At 37.8% G+C, this 17,140-nt stretch carries 15 protein-coding genes and 1 other RNA gene; 15 read left to right on the plus strand and 1 reads right to left on the minus strand.

Annotated elements, in window-relative coordinates:
- Nucleotides 1-5 precede the first annotated feature (5 nt).
- From E1I69_RS02140 to E1I69_RS02150, 3 genes are all read left to right on the plus strand, one after another.
- The gene (locus E1I69_RS02140) at nt 6-965 is read left to right on the plus strand and encodes an ABC transporter ATP-binding protein (protein ID WP_136377990.1); all 960 of its coding nucleotides are present in this window, start codon (nt 6-8) and stop codon (nt 963-965) included.
- A gap of 210 nt (nt 966-1,175) precedes the next feature.
- Nucleotides 1,176-1,382: a cold-shock protein gene (locus E1I69_RS02145; RefSeq protein ID WP_136377991.1), complete on the plus strand. Its 207-nt coding sequence runs from the start codon at nt 1,176-1,178 to the stop codon at nt 1,380-1,382.
- A gap of 142 nt (nt 1,383-1,524) precedes the next feature.
- Nucleotides 1,525-1,725, plus strand: coding sequence for a cold-shock protein (locus E1I69_RS02150; RefSeq protein ID WP_136377992.1), 201 nt, complete (start codon nt 1,525-1,527; stop codon nt 1,723-1,725).
- Between the two features lie 106 nt (nt 1,726-1,831).
- On the opposite strand, the gene E1I69_RS02155 is transcribed toward E1I69_RS02150, so the two are convergent.
- Nucleotides 1,832-3,337, minus strand: coding sequence for an MDR family MFS transporter (locus E1I69_RS02155; protein WP_136377993.1), 1,506 nt, complete (start codon nt 3,335-3,337; stop codon nt 1,832-1,834).
- 153 nt (nt 3,338-3,490) lie between these two features.
- On the opposite strand from E1I69_RS02155, the gene E1I69_RS02160 reads away from it, so the two are divergent.
- From E1I69_RS02160 to E1I69_RS02215, 12 genes are all read left to right on the plus strand, one after another.
- A complete protein-coding gene (locus E1I69_RS02160) occupies nt 3,491-4,363 on the plus strand; it encodes a TetR/AcrR family transcriptional regulator (protein ID WP_136377994.1) in 873 nt (290 codons plus the stop codon).
- Nucleotides 4,364-4,388: 25 nt separating this feature from the next.
- Nucleotides 4,389-5,849, plus strand: a complete 1,461-nt coding sequence (locus E1I69_RS02165; RefSeq protein WP_207308493.1) for a protein adenylyltransferase SelO — start codon at nt 4,389-4,391, stop codon at nt 5,847-5,849.
- Nucleotides 5,850-5,982: 133 nt separating this feature from the next.
- A complete protein-coding gene (locus tag E1I69_RS02170; protein ID WP_136377995.1) occupies nt 5,983-8,268 on the plus strand; it encodes a DEAD/DEAH box helicase in 2,286 nt (761 codons plus the stop codon).
- 15 nt (nt 8,269-8,283) lie between these two features.
- Nucleotides 8,284-9,546, plus strand: coding sequence for a ribonuclease H-like domain-containing protein (locus E1I69_RS02175; protein ID WP_136377996.1), 1,263 nt, complete (start codon nt 8,284-8,286; stop codon nt 9,544-9,546).
- A gap of 350 nt (nt 9,547-9,896) precedes the next feature.
- Nucleotides 9,897-10,133 (plus strand): spore coat protein, encoded by a 237-nt coding sequence (locus E1I69_RS02180; protein ID WP_136377997.1) that lies wholly within the window; start codon nt 9,897-9,899, stop codon nt 10,131-10,133.
- A 130-nt stretch (nt 10,134-10,263) separates the two neighbouring features.
- A complete protein-coding gene (locus tag E1I69_RS02185; RefSeq protein ID WP_136378033.1) occupies nt 10,264-10,821 on the plus strand; it encodes a DUF1273 domain-containing protein in 558 nt (185 codons plus the stop codon).
- A gap of 94 nt (nt 10,822-10,915) precedes the next feature.
- Complete coding sequence (gene gpsB / locus E1I69_RS02190) at nt 10,916-11,215, plus strand: cell division regulator GpsB (RefSeq protein ID WP_136378034.1); 300 nt, start codon at nt 10,916-10,918, stop codon at nt 11,213-11,215.
- An 87-nt stretch (nt 11,216-11,302) separates the two neighbouring features.
- Nucleotides 11,303-11,696, plus strand: an RNA gene (gene rnpB, locus E1I69_RS02195) — RNase P RNA component class B.
- A 169-nt stretch (nt 11,697-11,865) separates the two neighbouring features.
- Complete coding sequence (locus E1I69_RS02200) at nt 11,866-13,008, plus strand: THUMP domain-containing class I SAM-dependent RNA methyltransferase (RefSeq protein WP_136377998.1); 1,143 nt, start codon at nt 11,866-11,868, stop codon at nt 13,006-13,008.
- A 79-nt stretch (nt 13,009-13,087) separates the two neighbouring features.
- Nucleotides 13,088-13,273 carry a hypothetical protein gene (locus E1I69_RS02205; protein ID WP_136377999.1) on the plus strand — a complete coding sequence of 62 codons (186 nt, stop codon included), beginning with the start codon at nt 13,088-13,090 and terminating at the stop codon, nt 13,271-13,273.
- Nucleotides 13,274-13,632: 359 nt separating this feature from the next.
- A complete protein-coding gene (locus E1I69_RS02210; RefSeq protein ID WP_136378000.1) occupies nt 13,633-15,564 on the plus strand; it encodes an ATP-dependent DNA helicase in 1,932 nt (643 codons plus the stop codon).
- Nucleotides 15,565-15,580: 16 nt separating this feature from the next.
- A complete protein-coding gene (locus tag E1I69_RS02215; protein WP_136378001.1) occupies nt 15,581-17,098 on the plus strand; it encodes a carboxypeptidase M32 in 1,518 nt (505 codons plus the stop codon).
- Nucleotides 17,099-17,140: the final 42 nt, after the last annotated feature.

Raw genomic sequence — 17,140 nt, forward strand, 5'->3', positions numbered from 1 at the left:
AAAAAGTGGCTGTAAAAACTCAAAAGTTAATCGAAGTGAAAAATGTGAAGAAATACTTTCCCATCCAAAAGAAGCCACTAAAGGCGGTTGATGATTTAAATTTAATTATTAACAAAGGGGAAACCGTTGGATTGGTAGGTGAAAGTGGCTGTGGAAAATCAACTGCAGGAAAAACAATCATTCGCTTACTTGAGCCTACAGCCGGTGAGGTCCTTTTTGAAGGGGAAAATATTTATGAGTTTAATCAAAGGCAAATGAAGGAACTACGCAAGGATATGCAAATTATTTTCCAAGATCCATATGCTTCATTAAATCCAAGGATGAAAATTGAAGATATTATTGGAGAGCCACTTGATATTCACCATCTCGCAAAAGGTAAAAAAAGAAAAGAACGGGTCCATGAACTTTTAGAATTAGTTGGCCTTCGCCCAGAGCATGCCAATCGATTCCCGCACGAATTTAGCGGGGGACAAAGGCAACGCATAGGGATTGCGAGAGCATTGGCGGTTCACCCAAAATTTATAGTTTGTGATGAACCAATCTCAGCTTTAGATGTGTCGATTCAGGCTCAAATTGTTAATCTGTTAAAGAGTTTACAGGAAAAAATGGATTTAACCTATTTATTTATTGCCCATGATTTATCAATGGTTAAATATATATCAGATCGAATCCTTGTGATGTATTTAGGTAACATGGTCGAACTCTCAGATAGCGGGTCTCTGTATGATGAACCACTGCACCCGTACACAAAAGCTCTATTGTCCGCGGTTCCAATCCCAGACCCAACCGTGAAACGAGAGCGAATTGTACTTGAAGGGGAGGTACCTACTCCGTTATCTCCACCATCAGGTTGTGTGTTTCGAACAAGATGTAAATATGCAATGGAACGATGTGCAATTGAAATTCCAAAGTGGAAGGAAGTAAAGCCGTCTCACTTCACAGCGTGCCATCTATATGATGTATAATACGGCAGTTTTACAAATATAGGCAGAAAGTGGTATAATATTTAATTAATAGAGATAAATTAATAATAATACTTATTATAAGGAGTTTCTCAGGGAAACCTAGCGCTTTATTTGCGCTCTTAGAACTACTTTTTATAATAAGTTTTTTTATTATAGCTGTAATGGTTTTTGTAACGTTTCGTGCCGACCAAAACAAAGGAGATGATTTGAATGGCTTTTGGAAGAAGACCAGTCGAAGAAATTGTTACTGAAGAAACGAAGGTGTGGGAATGCACATCTGAGGAATGTAATGGATGGGTACGAGATAATTTTAAGAGTACTACAGAACCAAACTGCCCATTGTGTGGATCAGAAATGGAGACAAATACAAGATTATTACAGGTTGTGAATAACCATAATAAAAGCTCTTTAGCATAAGACAACACGTTGTTTTCCTCCACAAAATTTTTTTTGAAAAATAGAATCAACTTTTTGGTTATAAAAAGTTTTTTCTATGGACATAATAATTCATGCAATACCTTGCAACAAACTTTTGTTGCATTACATAGGAGGAAGCATAATGGCACAAGGAAAAGTAAAATGGTTTAACAGTGAAAAAGGTTTTGGATTTATCGAAGTTGAAGGTGGAGACGATGTGTTCGTACACTTTTCAGCAATCCAAGGCGAAGGGTTCAAAACGTTAGAAGAAGGTCAAGAAGTTACTTTTGATATCGAAGAAGGTAGCAGAGGACCACAAGCGGCTAATGTTCAAAAAATGTAATGAACCAAATATAAACCGTTCAAAACAGATTCTAATATAGGATCTGTTTTTTTATTGTTAAAAGGAAATGAAAAACCCCCTGAGCAAGATGTCAGGGGGCGTACTATTAATTTGTAGCAGTCTTAACTGGAGCTGATTTTTCAAGCATTGGCATTCCTTTTCCACGTACATCTACTCGTTTAATAAAAAAAGATAAAATTAAGGCAACAATATTGATACCTAGAGCAACAAGGAAGGAATAATTAATGCCCGCAAGTAAAGCTTGTTTGCCAATAAGAACTTGTGTCGTTTCAGTTATTGTAGTTGGGTCCATATTTGCGACTAAACTTTCTCCTTCAGTTTTAGCGACACTATTCATGATTGTTACTAAAACGGCGGTTCCGATCGAACCAGAAACTTGTTGAGCAGTATTATTGATCGCTGTCCCATGTGGATATAGATGTGCTGGAAGTTGATTTAATCCGTTTGTCATAATCGGCATCATGACCATTGACATTCCAAACATACGAAGGGTGTATGCTGTAATGATGTAGGTGTATGAAGAATCGATCTGTAATTGTGTTAATAAATAGGTCGAGATTCCTGTAATGATAAGTCCACAAATTGATAGTAGACGGGGACCGAATTTATCGAATAATTTACCAGTTATCGGTGACATAATCCCCATAACAATGGCACCCGGAAGCATCATTAGTCCAGATTCAAATGGCGATATTCCACGAACACTTTGCACATAAGCAGGAGTTAGAATCATTCCAGAGAACATCGCCACTGCGTTTACAATGGCAATTACAGAGGCTAGTGTAAACATAGGGTATTTATATGCTCTTAAATCGAGTATAGGTTTATCTAATTTTAATTGACGTAAAATAAATAAGATGAGTGTAATGCCACCAATAATTAATGATGTCAATACAAGGGGATCCGTCCATCCGTCATTGCTTACAGAACTGAATCCGTATAATAAACCGCCAAATCCAAGTGTTGATAGGATTACGGAAAGGTAGTCAATTGTTGCATTTTTATTAATTTCCATCACGTTTCTTGATTTCCAAATTGCGAGAACTAAACTAATCACTGCAAGAGGTAAAATCATTTCAAATAAAACGCGCCAGTCATAATGCTCTACAATATAGCCTGATAAACTTGGACCAATAGCTGGTGCCGTAATCATAACCAATCCGAAAACACCCATTGCAGTTCCACGTTTTTCTAGCGGGAAACTCACGAGCATAATGTTCATCAACAATGGTCCCATCACAGAAGAACCTGCCGCTTGAACCATCCGTCCTGCAATTAATACTCCAAAGTTTGGAGCAAATGCAGCCATGGCAGTACCAATTGTGAAAATTAGCATGGATGTAATAAATAGGCTTCGGTTTGAGAACCTTGTAATTAGAAACGCCGAAGCAGGAATTAACACACCACTTACAAGCATATAGCCCGTTGCAAGCCATTGAACAGTTGAGTAATTTTCGATATTCAAATCAATCATAATAGATGGTAACGCAACATTTAATAATGAGTTATTTAAAAACGAAACAAATGCCCCTACAAAAAGTATTGCTAACATTAGATATGGAGGCTTTTTTTCTTGTATTATTGAATCCATTAATGTATCCCCTCAATTCATTCGTTAAATTATTACTTGAATGATTTTATACCACAAGTTCAATTTGTGCAATATATTTATACTTAAGGTATAATATTCTTGTAAAAAAAATAAATTGTTACATGGAATAAGAAGGAAATTAGTGGAGGGCGTATGAATAAGCGTAGGAGACGTGTAGCGGATGTTGCATTGAAGTTATTTGTTGAAAAAGGATTTCAACAAACTTCCATACAGGATATTATTGAACATGCAAATATCTCAAAAGGTACTTTTTACAATTATTTCTCGAATAAAAATGATTGTATTGCTGAAATATTAGAAGGGCTCCGTTACGATGCTAGCCAAATTCGAATGGAGATGCAGGTTGGAAAAGACGAGACAGATCGAACCGTATTAATTGATCAAATTTCGATACTGACTGAATTAAATAAGGAACGTAATCTTAATACTATATTTGAATCGATATTAAATTCAAATGAAGTTGAACTTAAAAAAATGGTGATGCATCATCGCATTCATGAATTGGAATGGTTAGCGGGACGATTTGTGGAAGTCTATGGCGAAGAAGTAAGGGAATATGGGTTTGAACTTTCTATTCTCTTTTACGGAATGATGCATTATATCATATTTACAATCAAAGTAACGAATAGTGAACAATCGATTCATCGCATAGTCGAGGTTGTGTTAACGTATTTAGAAGCAATTATTCCAATTATGAGAGAAAAGGGGAGTTCCTTGCTTGATCCATCTTCCCTCCATTTTCTACAAGCTAGAATTGATCGAAAAGTGCTTTCACTTGAAGAGCTTTTAGATTTAGCAAAGAATTTAGAGATGGAAGCCACGTTCACAACAGACCAGCAAGATCTTTATGATACGATTGTGTCAGAATTGCAGCGGGACCGAATTCGCAAGAGTGTGTTGCAGCCTTTAATAAAACCGTTTCAGCAATCGTTTATACAAACAGAATTGGAAACTCAAGTTAACACATTTACAAATTTTCTTTGGTATTTTATAAGAATGCAGTAATACTATGAAGTGAAAAGGGGTGTTTATGATTACGAACAGAGAAGTAGGTTGGAACTTTGATAACACTTACGTACAGTTGCCAACAGAATTATTTGCAAAGACAAATCCAACACCGGTGCCTGATCCGGAGCTCGTTATCTTAAATAAACAATTGGCTGAATCACTAGGTTTAGATGTACAGAGCTTGTTGGAAGAAGGGGTCGAATTCTTTGCGGGAAATCAAACTCCTAACGGTTCTTCACCTATTGCGCAGGCCTATGCTGGTCACCAATTTGGGCATTTTACGATGCTAGGAGACGGACGTGCTGTGTTGATCGGCGAACAGATTACACCGGATGGTGCACGCTATGATATACAGCTAAAAGGGGCAGGTCGTACACCATATTCACGTGGTGGAGACGGCCGTGCTGCAATAGGTCCAATGTTGCGTGAGTATATCATAAGTGAAGCTATGCATGGTTTAAGAATTCCGACCACTAGAAGCTTGGCAGTTGTCACAACAGGTGAGCCAATCTATCGTGAAACGGTTTTACCAGGTGCAATCCTTACTCGTGTTGCATCAAGCCATATTCGGGTGGGCACATTTCAATTTATTGCGGGACTCGGAAAAATGGATGAACTACGGAAATTAGCGGATTATACGATTGAACGTCATTACCCTGATATTATGGATGAGGAACACCGTTATCTTGCACTTTTACGTGAGGTGATTCAACGTCAAGCAGGCTTAATCGCGAAATGGCAGCTTGTAGGGTTTGTACACGGTGTTATGAATACAGATAATATGGCAATAAGCGGGGAAACCATCGATTATGGACCATGCGCATTTATCGATACATATGATCCAAAAACAGTGTTTAGCTCTATTGACACTGGAGGGCGTTATGCCTACGGAAACCAACCATATATCGGTGGTTGGAATCTTGCTCGTTTTGCTGAAAGCTTATTACCTTTACTTCATGAAAACGAGGAAGAGGCACTTCAATTAGCACAGAAAGAAATAACGAAATACAATGGAATTTATCGGGAAAATTGGCTCAACGGAATGAGGGCAAAGCTTGGCTTATTCAATCAAGAGGAAGCGGATAATGAACTAATTGAAGAATTCCTAGAGTTGATGGAACAGAGCCAAGCAGATTATACAAATATGTTTATCGCTTTAACCTTCGATCAGATAGATGATCTTGCCATTTGTAGCGCAGATAGATTTAATAATTGGCATCAAAAATGGAAGGAAAGACAAAAAAGACAGAAGGAAACAGCAAAAGATATAAAAATTTTAATGATGAATTCGAATCCAGCAGTCATACCGAGAAATCATCGAGTTGAAGAAGCACTTGGGAGGGCTCTTGAAGGTGATTACAGTGTCATGGGAAAACTTTTAGAAGTATTAAAAGACCCATTTGCGCACTCTGAGGAGCAGGCGGAATACGCAAAAATCCCAGAACCATCAAATACTCCATATCGAACTTTTTGTGGAACGTAATGAAAACTTTTAGCATGCCTTTAATGGTGTGCTTTTTTATGCTAAAAATACCAACTGCATATTTAGGTGAAATCACTTCAAAAACGAACGTTTATTCTGTACAATAAAGGTAGAAATTTTGAGGTGATGGTTAATGAAGTTTCGGAAAAACATCCATGAATTAATGAATTTTATAAAAGAAAACCCACAATACGCAAAAAATATTGTTCACTGGCATACAATTGAGGCTACCTCCGCCAAAACGAAGGACATACCGGGATCTATTGATGATAGATTACGAGAAGCGTTAGATAAAAGGGGGATCCATCAGTTATATACCCATCAGCATTCCGCCTATGAAATAACACAAAGTGGGAAGAATTTCGTTGCTGTGACTCCGACAGCGTCCGGTAAAACCCTTTGTTACAATCTGCCTGTTTTACAAACAATCGTTGAAAATGATCAGGCACGTGCACTCTATTTGTTTCCGACAAAAGCCTTAGCTCAGGATCAAAAAAGTGAACTGAATGAAATCATAGAGGAAATGGGAGTAGCGATTAACAGCTATACATATGATGGGGACACACCAGCAAATATACGTCAAAAGGTAAGGAAAGCAGGACATATTGTCATTACGAACCCGGACATGTTGCATTCAGCTATTCTTCCTCATCATACAAAATGGGTCTCATTGTTTGAAAATCTAAAATATGTTGTGATAGATGAGCTTCATACATATCGCGGGGTTTTCGGTAGCCATGTTGCCAATGTTATTAGACGTTTGAAACGAATATGTGAATTTTATGGAAGCAGCCCAATTTTTATGTGTACATCAGCGACTATTGCAAATCCACAGGAACTCGCTGAAAATTTGACCGGTACAAAGATGGAATTAATCCAAAATAACGGTGCACCAACGGGCAGAAAGCATTTTGTTTTTTACAATCCGCCAATCGTCAATAAACCCCTCAATATCCGTAGAAGTGCGACACTTGAAGTACGAAAACTAGCTAGTGAATTTTTACAAAATAAAATCCAAACGATAGTCTTTGCGCGAAGTCGGGTGAGAGTGGAAATAATCTTAACGTATTTGCAGGAACTCGTGAAACATAAGCTCGGACTGAAAGCAATCCGTGGCTATCGTGGGGGGTATTTGCCAAAGCAACGCCGTGAAATCGAACAGGGTCTTCGGAATGGTGATATTTACGGGGTAGTTAGCACAAATGCGCTTGAACTAGGTGTTGACATTGGACAACTTCAGGTGTGTATTATGACTGGCTACCCTGGAACGATTGCTAGTGCTTGGCAGCAAGCAGGTCGTGCTGGTCGACGCCAAGGAGAAGCAGTCATTTTTATGGTCGCAAGCTCAAATCCACTTGATCAATATATGATTCAAAACCCAGAATACTTTTTTAGTAGAAATCCAGAAACAGCTCGAATTAACCCTAATAATCTTGTGATTTTAATCGATCATATTAAGTGTGCAGCCTATGAATTGCCATTTAAGGCCGGAGATACATTTGGTGATCTTGATCTTGAAGATATTTTAGAGTTTTTAACTGAGGAGAGGGTTCTGCATCAAAATGGGGATAAATGGTACTGGATGAATGATTCTTTTCCTGCCCACAATATTAGCCTGCGTTCAGCATCACAAGAGAATGTTGTGATTATTGATCAGACGGATGTTGCGGCGGTGAAAGTGATCGGGGAAATGGATCGGTTTAGTGCAATGACCTTACTTCATGAGGAAGCTATATACTTGCACCAAGGTGTACAATATCAAGTTGAAATGCTAGATTGGGAAGAAAAGAAGGCTTTTGTGAGAGAGGTAGATGTGGACTATTTCACAGATGCAAACTTAGCAGTTAATCTTCGGGTTTTAGAGGTTGATAAGGAACGTTCAAATGACTCAATCGAAATTGGTTTTGGAGATGTATCCGTCCAGGCGATGGCAACAATTTTTAAAAAAATAAAATTTGAAACACATGAGAATATCGGATCAGGACCGATTCATCTACCAGAAGAGGAACTTCATACATCCTCAGCATGGATAAGCCTGAAAAAATCAGAGCTAGAAGGATATAGTGACGAGAGGATTGAAGAAGGCTTAATAGGTGTTGCGAATGTGTTAAGGCATGTTGCTCCGCTTATGACAATGTGCGATCCGTCTGATTTACATGTTGTTCCACAGGTGAAAGCCGTACACAATGAGCAGCCGACAATCTTTTTATACGACCGTTATCCAGGTGGAATTGGTTTAAGTGAAAAAGTCTATGAGGCAATGGAAAATCTGCTTACTGAATCTGAAGTATTAATCCGAAAATGTGCCTGTGAAACTGGCTGTCCCTCTTGTATTGGGACGGATGTCATTCATGAAAGAGCCAAAATGGACGCACTAACCTTAATTTCCAAACTTAAACAGAATAAGTATGGAATATAGTAGAGGGGTTTCATTATGTCGATTAAAGGGAAATTAAACCGACTAAAAAATCATATTGTAAAAGAAGATAAAACTAAATCGGAAATTGTCGAATCTTCTGTTTTGATGGGGGAAATTCCCTTTCTTGATAAATGGAAAGAATTCGGAGCCGAACCTTTTTATTTTGATGACACATATTGCATGGTTCGTAAAGTAGAATATCCATTGAATGATCAACATGGTTTATATTCATTCTCTAAACTAAACGATGTGATCGACATGTGGAATTCATCTTCTATAAGGCATCCATTGTCTGCAAAGGGGCATCAGCCATCTGATTTGTTTTTCTTTGACACAGAAACTACAGGTTTAGGTGGGGGGACAGGCAATACAATCTTCTTATTAGGACATGCAAGGGTACAGGCTGATAAAGTTATTCTCACTCAACATTTTTTACCCAATCCTGGAGCTGAGGTTGCGTTGTACCAAAGCTTCCTTTCAAGTGTTGACTATACAACTCTAGTGACATATAATGGAAAATCTTTTGACTGGCCACAGGTAAAAACAAGGCATACGTTAATTCGGGATGCACTGCCAAACTTACCCGATTTTGGACATTTTGATTTGTATCATGCAGCTAGAAGGCTTTGGAAAAACAAACTTGATTCTGTAAGACTTTCTAATGTCGAAAAGGAAATTCTTGATATCAAACGTGAAGGTGATGTTCCGGGATATTTAGCACCGATCCTTTATTTTGATTTTGTGGAAAATCAGGTCCCAGATGGAATCTTTGGCGTCATGAGGCATAATGAAATCGATATTTTATCTTTATTGACTTTATATATTCATTTATCAGGTGCTGTCATTTTGAATGAAAAAAACAAGTATACCTCTGATAAATACGAAGTCGCAAGATGGCTTGAGGCTTTAGGGGAGACCAGAAAAGCACAGGAATTGTATCAACAAGTAGTTGATGTAGATTCTGAAAAGGAAACAAAGGCTAAGCTTGCCCTCGCTTTTCTTTCAAAAAAGGAGAAAAAGCTTGAAGAAGCAATGAGGCTATTCATGGAAGTATATGAAAATGGGGAGGATCAGGATGCGATTGTATCAAGTATTGAGCTTGCGAAATATTATGAGCATCATGATAAAGATTTCGAAACCGCATGGGACTATGCAAATAGTGGATACTTGAGATGGAAAGAATCAAGGATTTCAGATAATAAGACAAAAAATGCGAAAATAGAGAGCGACTTTGAGAAGCGAATCGGAAGAATATGTAGAAAACTTCGGAAAAGTTAAAAAATATTACCCGGGTAAGCGCAAAATTAGCGGTTTTTCGCGTTTTACATGTCGATTTTATGAAAATTTGTCTACTTCCTTCTTTTGTCATTGTAGAACATTGTAATACCATGTAAAATAGTGTTTTGTGTAAAGGAAATATTATTTTAGATGGAGCGAGAATAGAATGTATAAGAAAATTTTATTTCTATACTTTTTTGTGTTGGTATTAATTGTCCTTATCTTAACCGGAATTAAAGACGGCTCATATGCCATTTTCTAATAAAAATAGGTGTTTTGATTAGTACATGACTCTGCCTTCCTTCATAGGCTATTAATGTAAGACAGATGAAGGAAAGGAGATAAAAAATATGTATTGTCCAACAAATGTAATGCAACCTATTGTACACCCAACACAATGTTGTGTTCAACACCACTGCTGTAAAACAATTGTTCCACATATTCATCCTTCACATACGCAACATATAAATCATCATATGTATCAACATATGCATTATTACCCGCATACAGAATCTGTTGCGACTGAAGTTACAAATCAACACTTTAATTGTGGAGCAAGACCACCAGGACCGTTTATTGGCCGGTAAACCATTAACTTAATTTAAATCGTAACAAATAAAATGAACAAAAACACAACAGGAACTGTAATGGTTCCTGTTTTACATATGATGATTGGAGATCTGCTACGATAACAATAGATAAAGGAGTCTTGACATGATAAAAGTTGTTGCAATTACAGGCTATAAACCGTTTGAACTTGGAATTTTTGGACAAGACCATCCTGGAATCCACTATATAAAACTAGCCCTTAAAAAAGCACTTCTTCCCTTAATTGAGGAGGGACTAGAATGGGTGATCATTAGCGGGCAACTTGGTGTCGAGCTTTGGGCAGCTGAAATCACTTTTGAGCTTCAAGAAGAATATCCCGACCTCAAGCTTGCTGTGATTACTCCATTCCTTGAGCAAGATGAAAAATGGAACGAAACAAACAGAGAATACTACCAATTAATTCTGTCGCAAGCAGACTATGTAAACAGTATCACAAACCGAAAATATGATAATCCCTCACAATTCAGACTGAAAAATGCTTTCTTTCTAGACAAAAGTGATGCTTTCATAATACTATATGATGAGGAAAAGGATGGAAGTCCACGTTATATTTATGCTGATGCGAAAAAGAAGTATGAAAATGAAGGCTATCAGCTGATTACGATTAACGCGTATGATCTCCAAGTAATCGCTGAAGAAGAACAATACGCCAATAACGACTATTGAAAGATTCCGCTTTTGCAATATAAATTGACAATACGTGAAATTTTTGAAAAAATAGAAATAGGAATAATGGGGAAAGTGTATCGAGGTGAAACTAATGTTATCTGATAAAATAAAATTAACAACAACGCAGATACTTGAGAAAGAATTTAAGTCGGCCATGAAAGGCTATAAACAAGAAGAAGTTGATAAATTTTTAGATGTGATCATCAAGGATTATGAAACGTTTTATCAAGAAATTGAAGAGCTTCAACAAGAGAACCTTCGTTTAAAGCGTCAACTAGAGGATTCCTTTAAGAAACAACCACAGGCGCAAACAGGTACAACTAATTTTGATATTTTAAAACGATTATCAAACCTTGAAAAACATGTATTCGGTAGTAAACTGTACGATTGAGGATTAAGATGTTGGCAGGAATTACCAGTGGTTATCACTTGCATTTGTAATGTTTTTTTACTATACTATTTCTTGCACACATTAATAACGTTCGGGTAATCGCTGCAGGGTGACCTGCAGAGGAAAGTCCATGCTCGCACGGGCTGAGATGTCCGTAGTGTTCGTGCCTAGCGAAATGATAAGCTAGGGTAGTGAGGAGTAATCTTTGCTAACGGCAGGAAAAAAACCTAAGTCCATTTGGATATGGTTTGACTACCTATAAAGTGCCACAGTGACGAAGTCTTGTAAGAAATTACAAGAGTGGAACGAGGTAAACCCCACGAGCGAGAAACCCAAATTATGGTAGGGGCACTTTCTCTCTTGGAAATGAACAAGGAGAAGGACAGACGATTTATCGTTTGTAGATAGATGATTACCACCGGAGTACGAGGTATTCGTTTTACCGACTGAAGTACGATGGAACAAAACATGGCTTACAGAACGTTATTAATTAACGATACTTACATGATGAATAAAGAAACAAAGCTCTTCATGATGAAGAGCTTTTTGTTTGCATACATAATCTTTTTGTCGCAAATCTTGCTTTACAAGTTGAGATTCTTTATTCTTTTACTATATAAAATGATTGTACATAGTTAGGGTGAACGTGAATGGGTAAAGTAACACTTATTGCTACAGCAGCGATGGGAATTGAATCAATCGTAGCAAAAGAAGTACGGGATTTAGGCTATGAATGTACCGTTGAAAACGGGAAGGTTACATTTGTTGCTGATGAACAAGCTATCTGCCGTAGTAATCTTTGGTTGAGAACTGCAGACCGTATCAAGCTAAAAGTTGGAGAATTTAAAGCCACAACCTTTGATGAATTATTCGAAAAAACAAAGGCCCTTAATTGGGGCGATATACTCCCAGAAAACGCAGAGTTTCCGGTTATTGGGAAATCAGTAAAATCAAAGCTTTTTAGTGTTTCAGATTGTCAAAGCATTGTAAAAAAAGCAGTTGTTGAAAGCCTTAAGAAGCATTACCGCAAAACATCAGGCTGGTTAGAAGAAACCGGTCCATTATTCCGAATTGAAGTAGCTTTACTTAAAGACGTCGCAACACTCACAATCGACTGTAGTGGGGTCGGGCTGCACAAGCGTGGATACCGGGTCGACCAAGGGGAGGCACCGTTAAAAGAGACATTAGCCGCAACTCTAGTCATGTTAACGAACTGGACACCGGAGAGACCGTTTGTTGATCCATTTTGTGGCTCTGGAACAATACCAATAGAAGCTGCATTAATCGGGCAAAACATCGCTCCTGGTTTTAACCGTGATTTCGTATCTGAGGATTGGCATTGGATTGGAAAACAACGATGGGATGAAGCACGCCAAGAGGTTGAAGATTTAGCTAAATACGATCAGCCTCTTGATATCAGCGGTTTTGATATTGACCACAGAATGATCCAAATCGCAAAGGATAATGCAGAGGAAGCTGGTTTTTCAGACTTGATCCAGTTTAAACAAATGCAGGTTCGGGATTTTACAACAACAAAGGAATACGGTGTAATTGTCGGGAACCCTCCATATGGGGAAAGACTTGGTGAAAAAAAGGCTGTTGAGGAAATGTATCGTAGTATGGGGGAAGCCCTTCGTCCATTTGATACTTGGTCCGTCTATATGCTAACCTCACATCCTGAATTTGAACAATTATACGGCAAGCCTGCAACGAAGAAGCGTAAGTTGTTTAACGGGTTTATTCGAACGGACTATTACCAGTATTGGGGTAAGAGACCACCTAGAGAGCGTTAAAAGTAGATTACATGAATAGTTCAACTCCAAAGGACATATACTTTATTGGTGTCTATAAATATTCAGGAGTGAATGAGTAATGAACTACTTAGATTTTAAAAAAATTCAAGATGCGTTGAATGATACATATCGGACTCTTCAAAATGAGGTAGGGGAAGAGCTGGATCCACTTAAATCCATTCTTCAAGCAAAAAATGACCTACTCCAAGCAATGTCTCATTCAACTTCGATTGATGTTGATTTATTACGATATAAAAGTGAATGAACGAATATTACAAGGAAACTCGCTACGGCGGGTTTTCTTGTTGTTTTAGGAAATTATAAAATTTATCATTGTGGATAACTTTTATTGAGATTATCCACGTTCAGCTCCAGCGCCTAGCCCCTCGAGGTCATAGCCAATCGCTTCGGAAGGCAAGAGGCGCCTTCTGTCAGCGCTCGTCTTATGCTTGTCGGACTTGCACAGGATGTGCTGACGTCTACGTTTGCCACAGGACGTGGCAGTATTTAGTAGACGTTCAACACTCAAGGCGCTTACGCTTTTGTTCTTTTCATATTGACTTAGTTCCTTCACTAGTAGATAATTAAAAATTGGCGCGTACCTTGGTTTTGGGGGTTTTACAGATGATTGGAGAAGGGTTACCCTTTCAAATATCCAGAAATGAAAATTTTTTTGATAAATTAAATGAATGGATTGGTGATGTTTTTTACGACATCCTTCCTGAAAAAGGGTTTGAACTTCGTGATGAGCAAATCTATATGGCATTTCAGCTGGAAAAAGCATTTAAGGAAAAATCAATTGTGTTCGCAGAAGCCGGTGTAGGTACTGGTAAAACAATTGTTTATCTATTATATGCAATTTGCTATGCGAGATATATGAGAAAGCCGGCGATTATCTCATGTGCAGACGAGTCGTTAATTGAACAGCTCGTAAAGCCAGAAGGAGACATTTCAAAAATCGCTGACGCATTAAACTTAAATATTGACGTTCGTCTTGCTAAGGCACAGGATCAATATCTTTGTCTGCAAAAGTTGGATCATGCCACACGTCGAACAACAAACGAGAAAATTACACAAATTTATAAAGAGTTACCAGATTTTGTTCACAGTCATTCGACTATGCAAACATTCCATCATTACGGGGATCGAAAAACATACTCTGAACTTACAGATGAGGAATGGAAATCTGTTGCATGGGATAACTTTCAGGATTGTTTTTCATGTGACTTGCGCCATCGATGTGGACTCACGTTATCTAGAGATCATTATCGTAAGGCAGTTGATTTAATTATTTGTTCTCATGATTTTTATATGGAGCATGTGTGGACAATGGAAGCCAGAAAAAGAGAAGGACAACTTCCTTTTTTACCTGAAAGTAGTTGTGTGGTTTTTGATGAAGGACATTTACTTGAATTCTCAGCACAAAAAGCGTTAACCTATCGTGTGCAGGAAACGACTTTAGAAAGCTTGTTAACAAGACTATTAGGAAACGATGTTCGTGAAGAATTTGCGCAATTAATAGAAGATACGATTTGGCAAAATGAGCTTTTTTATAAACGTCTTAGAGAAAAAAGTCAAACAGTTGAGGGATCTGCACGCATGGATATTGTTCGAACCGCGAACTTAATTGCCGATGCAAATAAACTTCATCAGATGATTGTGGAGATTGGCAATAATCTCGTGTTCGAGGCAGAAACGTATACAATTGATCAATACGAATTACATATTGTCGATGAATATTTAGATCAAATGGAATATTCATTAAAGCTTTTCGGTGAAGAAAATGATGCTATTTGCTGGGGGGAGGCAGATAGTGAAAACTTCACACTAGTCATTATGCCACAAGCTGTGGAAACCATTTTAGCGGAAAACGTGTTTTCAAAAAGAATTCCATTTGTATTTTCTTCGGCTACTTTATCTGAAAATAAATCCTTTGATTATATTGCGAAGAGTTTAGGAATTAGTAGCTATCAAACGTTTTCGGTTGAATCTCCATTTGATTATGAAAATCAGATGAAAATTCAGATGCCTGTGTTTCATGCCAATGAGGAACTGTTTCGATCAAAATTTCAATTTGCATGGGATGAAATTGAAAAATCAAAAGGTCGGGCACTTCTTTTATTTAATTCAAAGGAAGAGCTGCAATTGTTTAAAGAGAACTGCATTTCGGAAAAATACCCTATTCTTTTTGAAGGCGATCAAGAAATAAGTAGGCTTGTGTCCAGGTTCCAAAATGATGAACATAGCATACTTTGTTCCACTTCATTATGGGAAGGGCTTGATATTCCTGGACCTTCCTTATCGAATGTCATCATTTGGTCATTGCCATTCCCGCCAAATGATCCTGTATTTCAAGCAAAAAGAAAAAGAGTCGAATCGCCATTTGAGAAGGTCGATCTTCCATATATGCTCTTAAGACTAAGACAAGGCATTGGTCGTTTGATTCGTTCAAGTGAAGATGCAGGAACTGTCAGTATTTTTGTAGAAGATACTACAAGTAACCTAGTCATTGACAACATTAAAAATGTTTTACCGACAAAGGCTGATATCAAATAGAGGGGGAGAACGAAATATGTCAGAGCAACTACAACAAACCGAGCAAGCTTTTCTTGATTTAGTTAAGAAAATGACAAGCTATAATGAGGCAATTGGGGTCATGTACTGGGATTTACGTACGGGTGCTCCGAAAAAGGGAGTGGAGCAACGATCTGAAGTAATCGGTATGCTCTCATCAGAGGTTTTTGCGATGTCGACTTCTACCGAAATGGAGACTTATTTAAAAGAATTAACGTCTCCTGAAGCACAAAAACAACTTGATGACATTACGAAAAAAGTCGTAGAAGAATGTAAAAAAGATTTTGAACGAAACCAAAAGATTCCAGCAGAAGAATTTCGTGAGTATGTCATCTTGCAATCAAAAGCAGAATCCGTTTGGGAAGATGCAAAAGAAAAATCTGATTTTGAAATGTTCCGTCCGTATTTAGAAAAACTTGTCGACTTTACGAAAAAATTTATTGGCTACTGGGGGTACGAGGGCAACAAATACAACACGTTACTTGATATGTACGAACCAGGGATGACAGTGGAGGTAGTGGATCAAGTATTTGCTCAATTACGAGAAAAAATCGTGCCACTTGTTAAAGCCGTTACTGAATCACAAAACAAGCCGGAAACGTCATTTTTATTTAACGAATTTCCAAAGGAAAAGCAACGTGATTTTAGCCTTGAAATTCTTAAGAAAATGGGTTACGACTTTGACGCTGGTCGTCTGGATGAAACAGTTCACCCATTCGCAACTGGATTAAATCCAGGGGATGTACGTGTAACAACAAATTATGTGGAAAAAGACTTCAGAACTGCTGTTTTTGGTACCATTCATGAAGGTGGGCATGCCCTTTATGAGCAAAATATTTCCCCAGATTTGGTTGGTACAAACCTAGCAGAAGGGACTTCAATGGGAATCCATGAATCTCAGTCCTTATTCTATGAAAACATTGTCGGTCGAAGTTTACCACTTTGGAAAAATAACTTTGAGTTATTAAAAGAATATGCAAGTGGTCAGTTTGATTCAGTTTCAGTTGAAGATTTTTACCGTGCAATCAATGAATCAAAGCCATCATTTATTCGAATTGAGGCGGATGAATTAACTTATCCATTACATATCATGGTGCGTTATGAAATTGAAAAAAGCCTTTTTAATGATGAGATTGAAGTTAAGGACCTACCAGAAATTTGGAATGCGAAATATGAAGAGTATTTGGGCATTCGTCCAAAAAATGATGCAGAAGGTGTGTTACAAGATGTCCATTGGGCAGGTGGTAGCTTTGGTTATTTCCCGTCTTATGCACTTGGATACATGTATGCTGCTCAATTTAAACATGCTATGTTAAAGGATATCCCAAACTTTGACGACCTGTTAGAAGAGGGGAACTTAACTCCAATTAAAGAATGGTTAACGAAACATATTCATCAATATGGAAAGCGTAAAAAGCCATTGGAAATCATCAAAGACGTGACGGGTGAAGGATTAAATGCAAACTATCTAATTCTGTACTTAGAAGAAAAATATCGGACAATCTACAAATTATAGAATAAAGAAGCTACGCAACTTAAGTTGCATAGCTTTTTTAGT

It is taken from the genome of Bacillus timonensis, from assembly GCF_004799755.1.
GTDB lineage: Bacteria > Bacillota > Bacilli > Bacillales > Bacillaceae_L > Ferdinandcohnia > Ferdinandcohnia timonensis_A.

What these genes read in the sequence shown, in the direction of transcription:
- E1I69_RS02170 (WP_136377995.1), top strand. Translation starts at nt 5,983, where the DNA reads ATGAAGTTTCGGAAAAACATCCATGAATTAATGAATTTTATAAAAGAA.
- E1I69_RS02215 (WP_136378001.1), top strand. Translation starts at nt 15,581, where the DNA reads ATGTCAGAGCAACTACAACAAACCGAGCAAGCTTTTCTTGATTTAGTT.
- E1I69_RS02200 (WP_136377998.1), top strand. Translation starts at nt 11,866, where the DNA reads ATGGGTAAAGTAACACTTATTGCTACAGCAGCGATGGGAATTGAATCA.
- E1I69_RS02175 (WP_136377996.1), top strand. Translation starts at nt 8,284, where the DNA reads ATGTCGATTAAAGGGAAATTAAACCGACTAAAAAATCATATTGTAAAA.
- E1I69_RS02145 (WP_136377991.1), top strand. Translation starts at nt 1,176, where the DNA reads ATGGCTTTTGGAAGAAGACCAGTCGAAGAAATTGTTACTGAAGAAACG.
- E1I69_RS02155 (WP_136377993.1), bottom strand. Translation starts at nt 3,337, where the DNA reads ATGGATTCAATAATACAAGAAAAAAAGCCTCCATATCTAATGTTAGCA.
- E1I69_RS02210 (WP_136378000.1), top strand. Translation starts at nt 13,633, where the DNA reads ATGATTGGAGAAGGGTTACCCTTTCAAATATCCAGAAATGAAAATTTT.
- E1I69_RS02180 (WP_136377997.1), top strand. Translation starts at nt 9,897, where the DNA reads ATGTATTGTCCAACAAATGTAATGCAACCTATTGTACACCCAACACAA.
- E1I69_RS02150 (WP_136377992.1), top strand. Translation starts at nt 1,525, where the DNA reads ATGGCACAAGGAAAAGTAAAATGGTTTAACAGTGAAAAAGGTTTTGGA.
- E1I69_RS02205 (WP_136377999.1), top strand. Translation starts at nt 13,088, where the DNA reads ATGAACTACTTAGATTTTAAAAAAATTCAAGATGCGTTGAATGATACA.
- E1I69_RS02160 (WP_136377994.1), top strand. Translation starts at nt 3,491, where the DNA reads ATGAATAAGCGTAGGAGACGTGTAGCGGATGTTGCATTGAAGTTATTT.
- gpsB (WP_136378034.1), top strand. Translation starts at nt 10,916, where the DNA reads ATGTTATCTGATAAAATAAAATTAACAACAACGCAGATACTTGAGAAA.
- E1I69_RS02165 (WP_207308493.1), top strand. Translation starts at nt 4,389, where the DNA reads ATGATTACGAACAGAGAAGTAGGTTGGAACTTTGATAACACTTACGTA.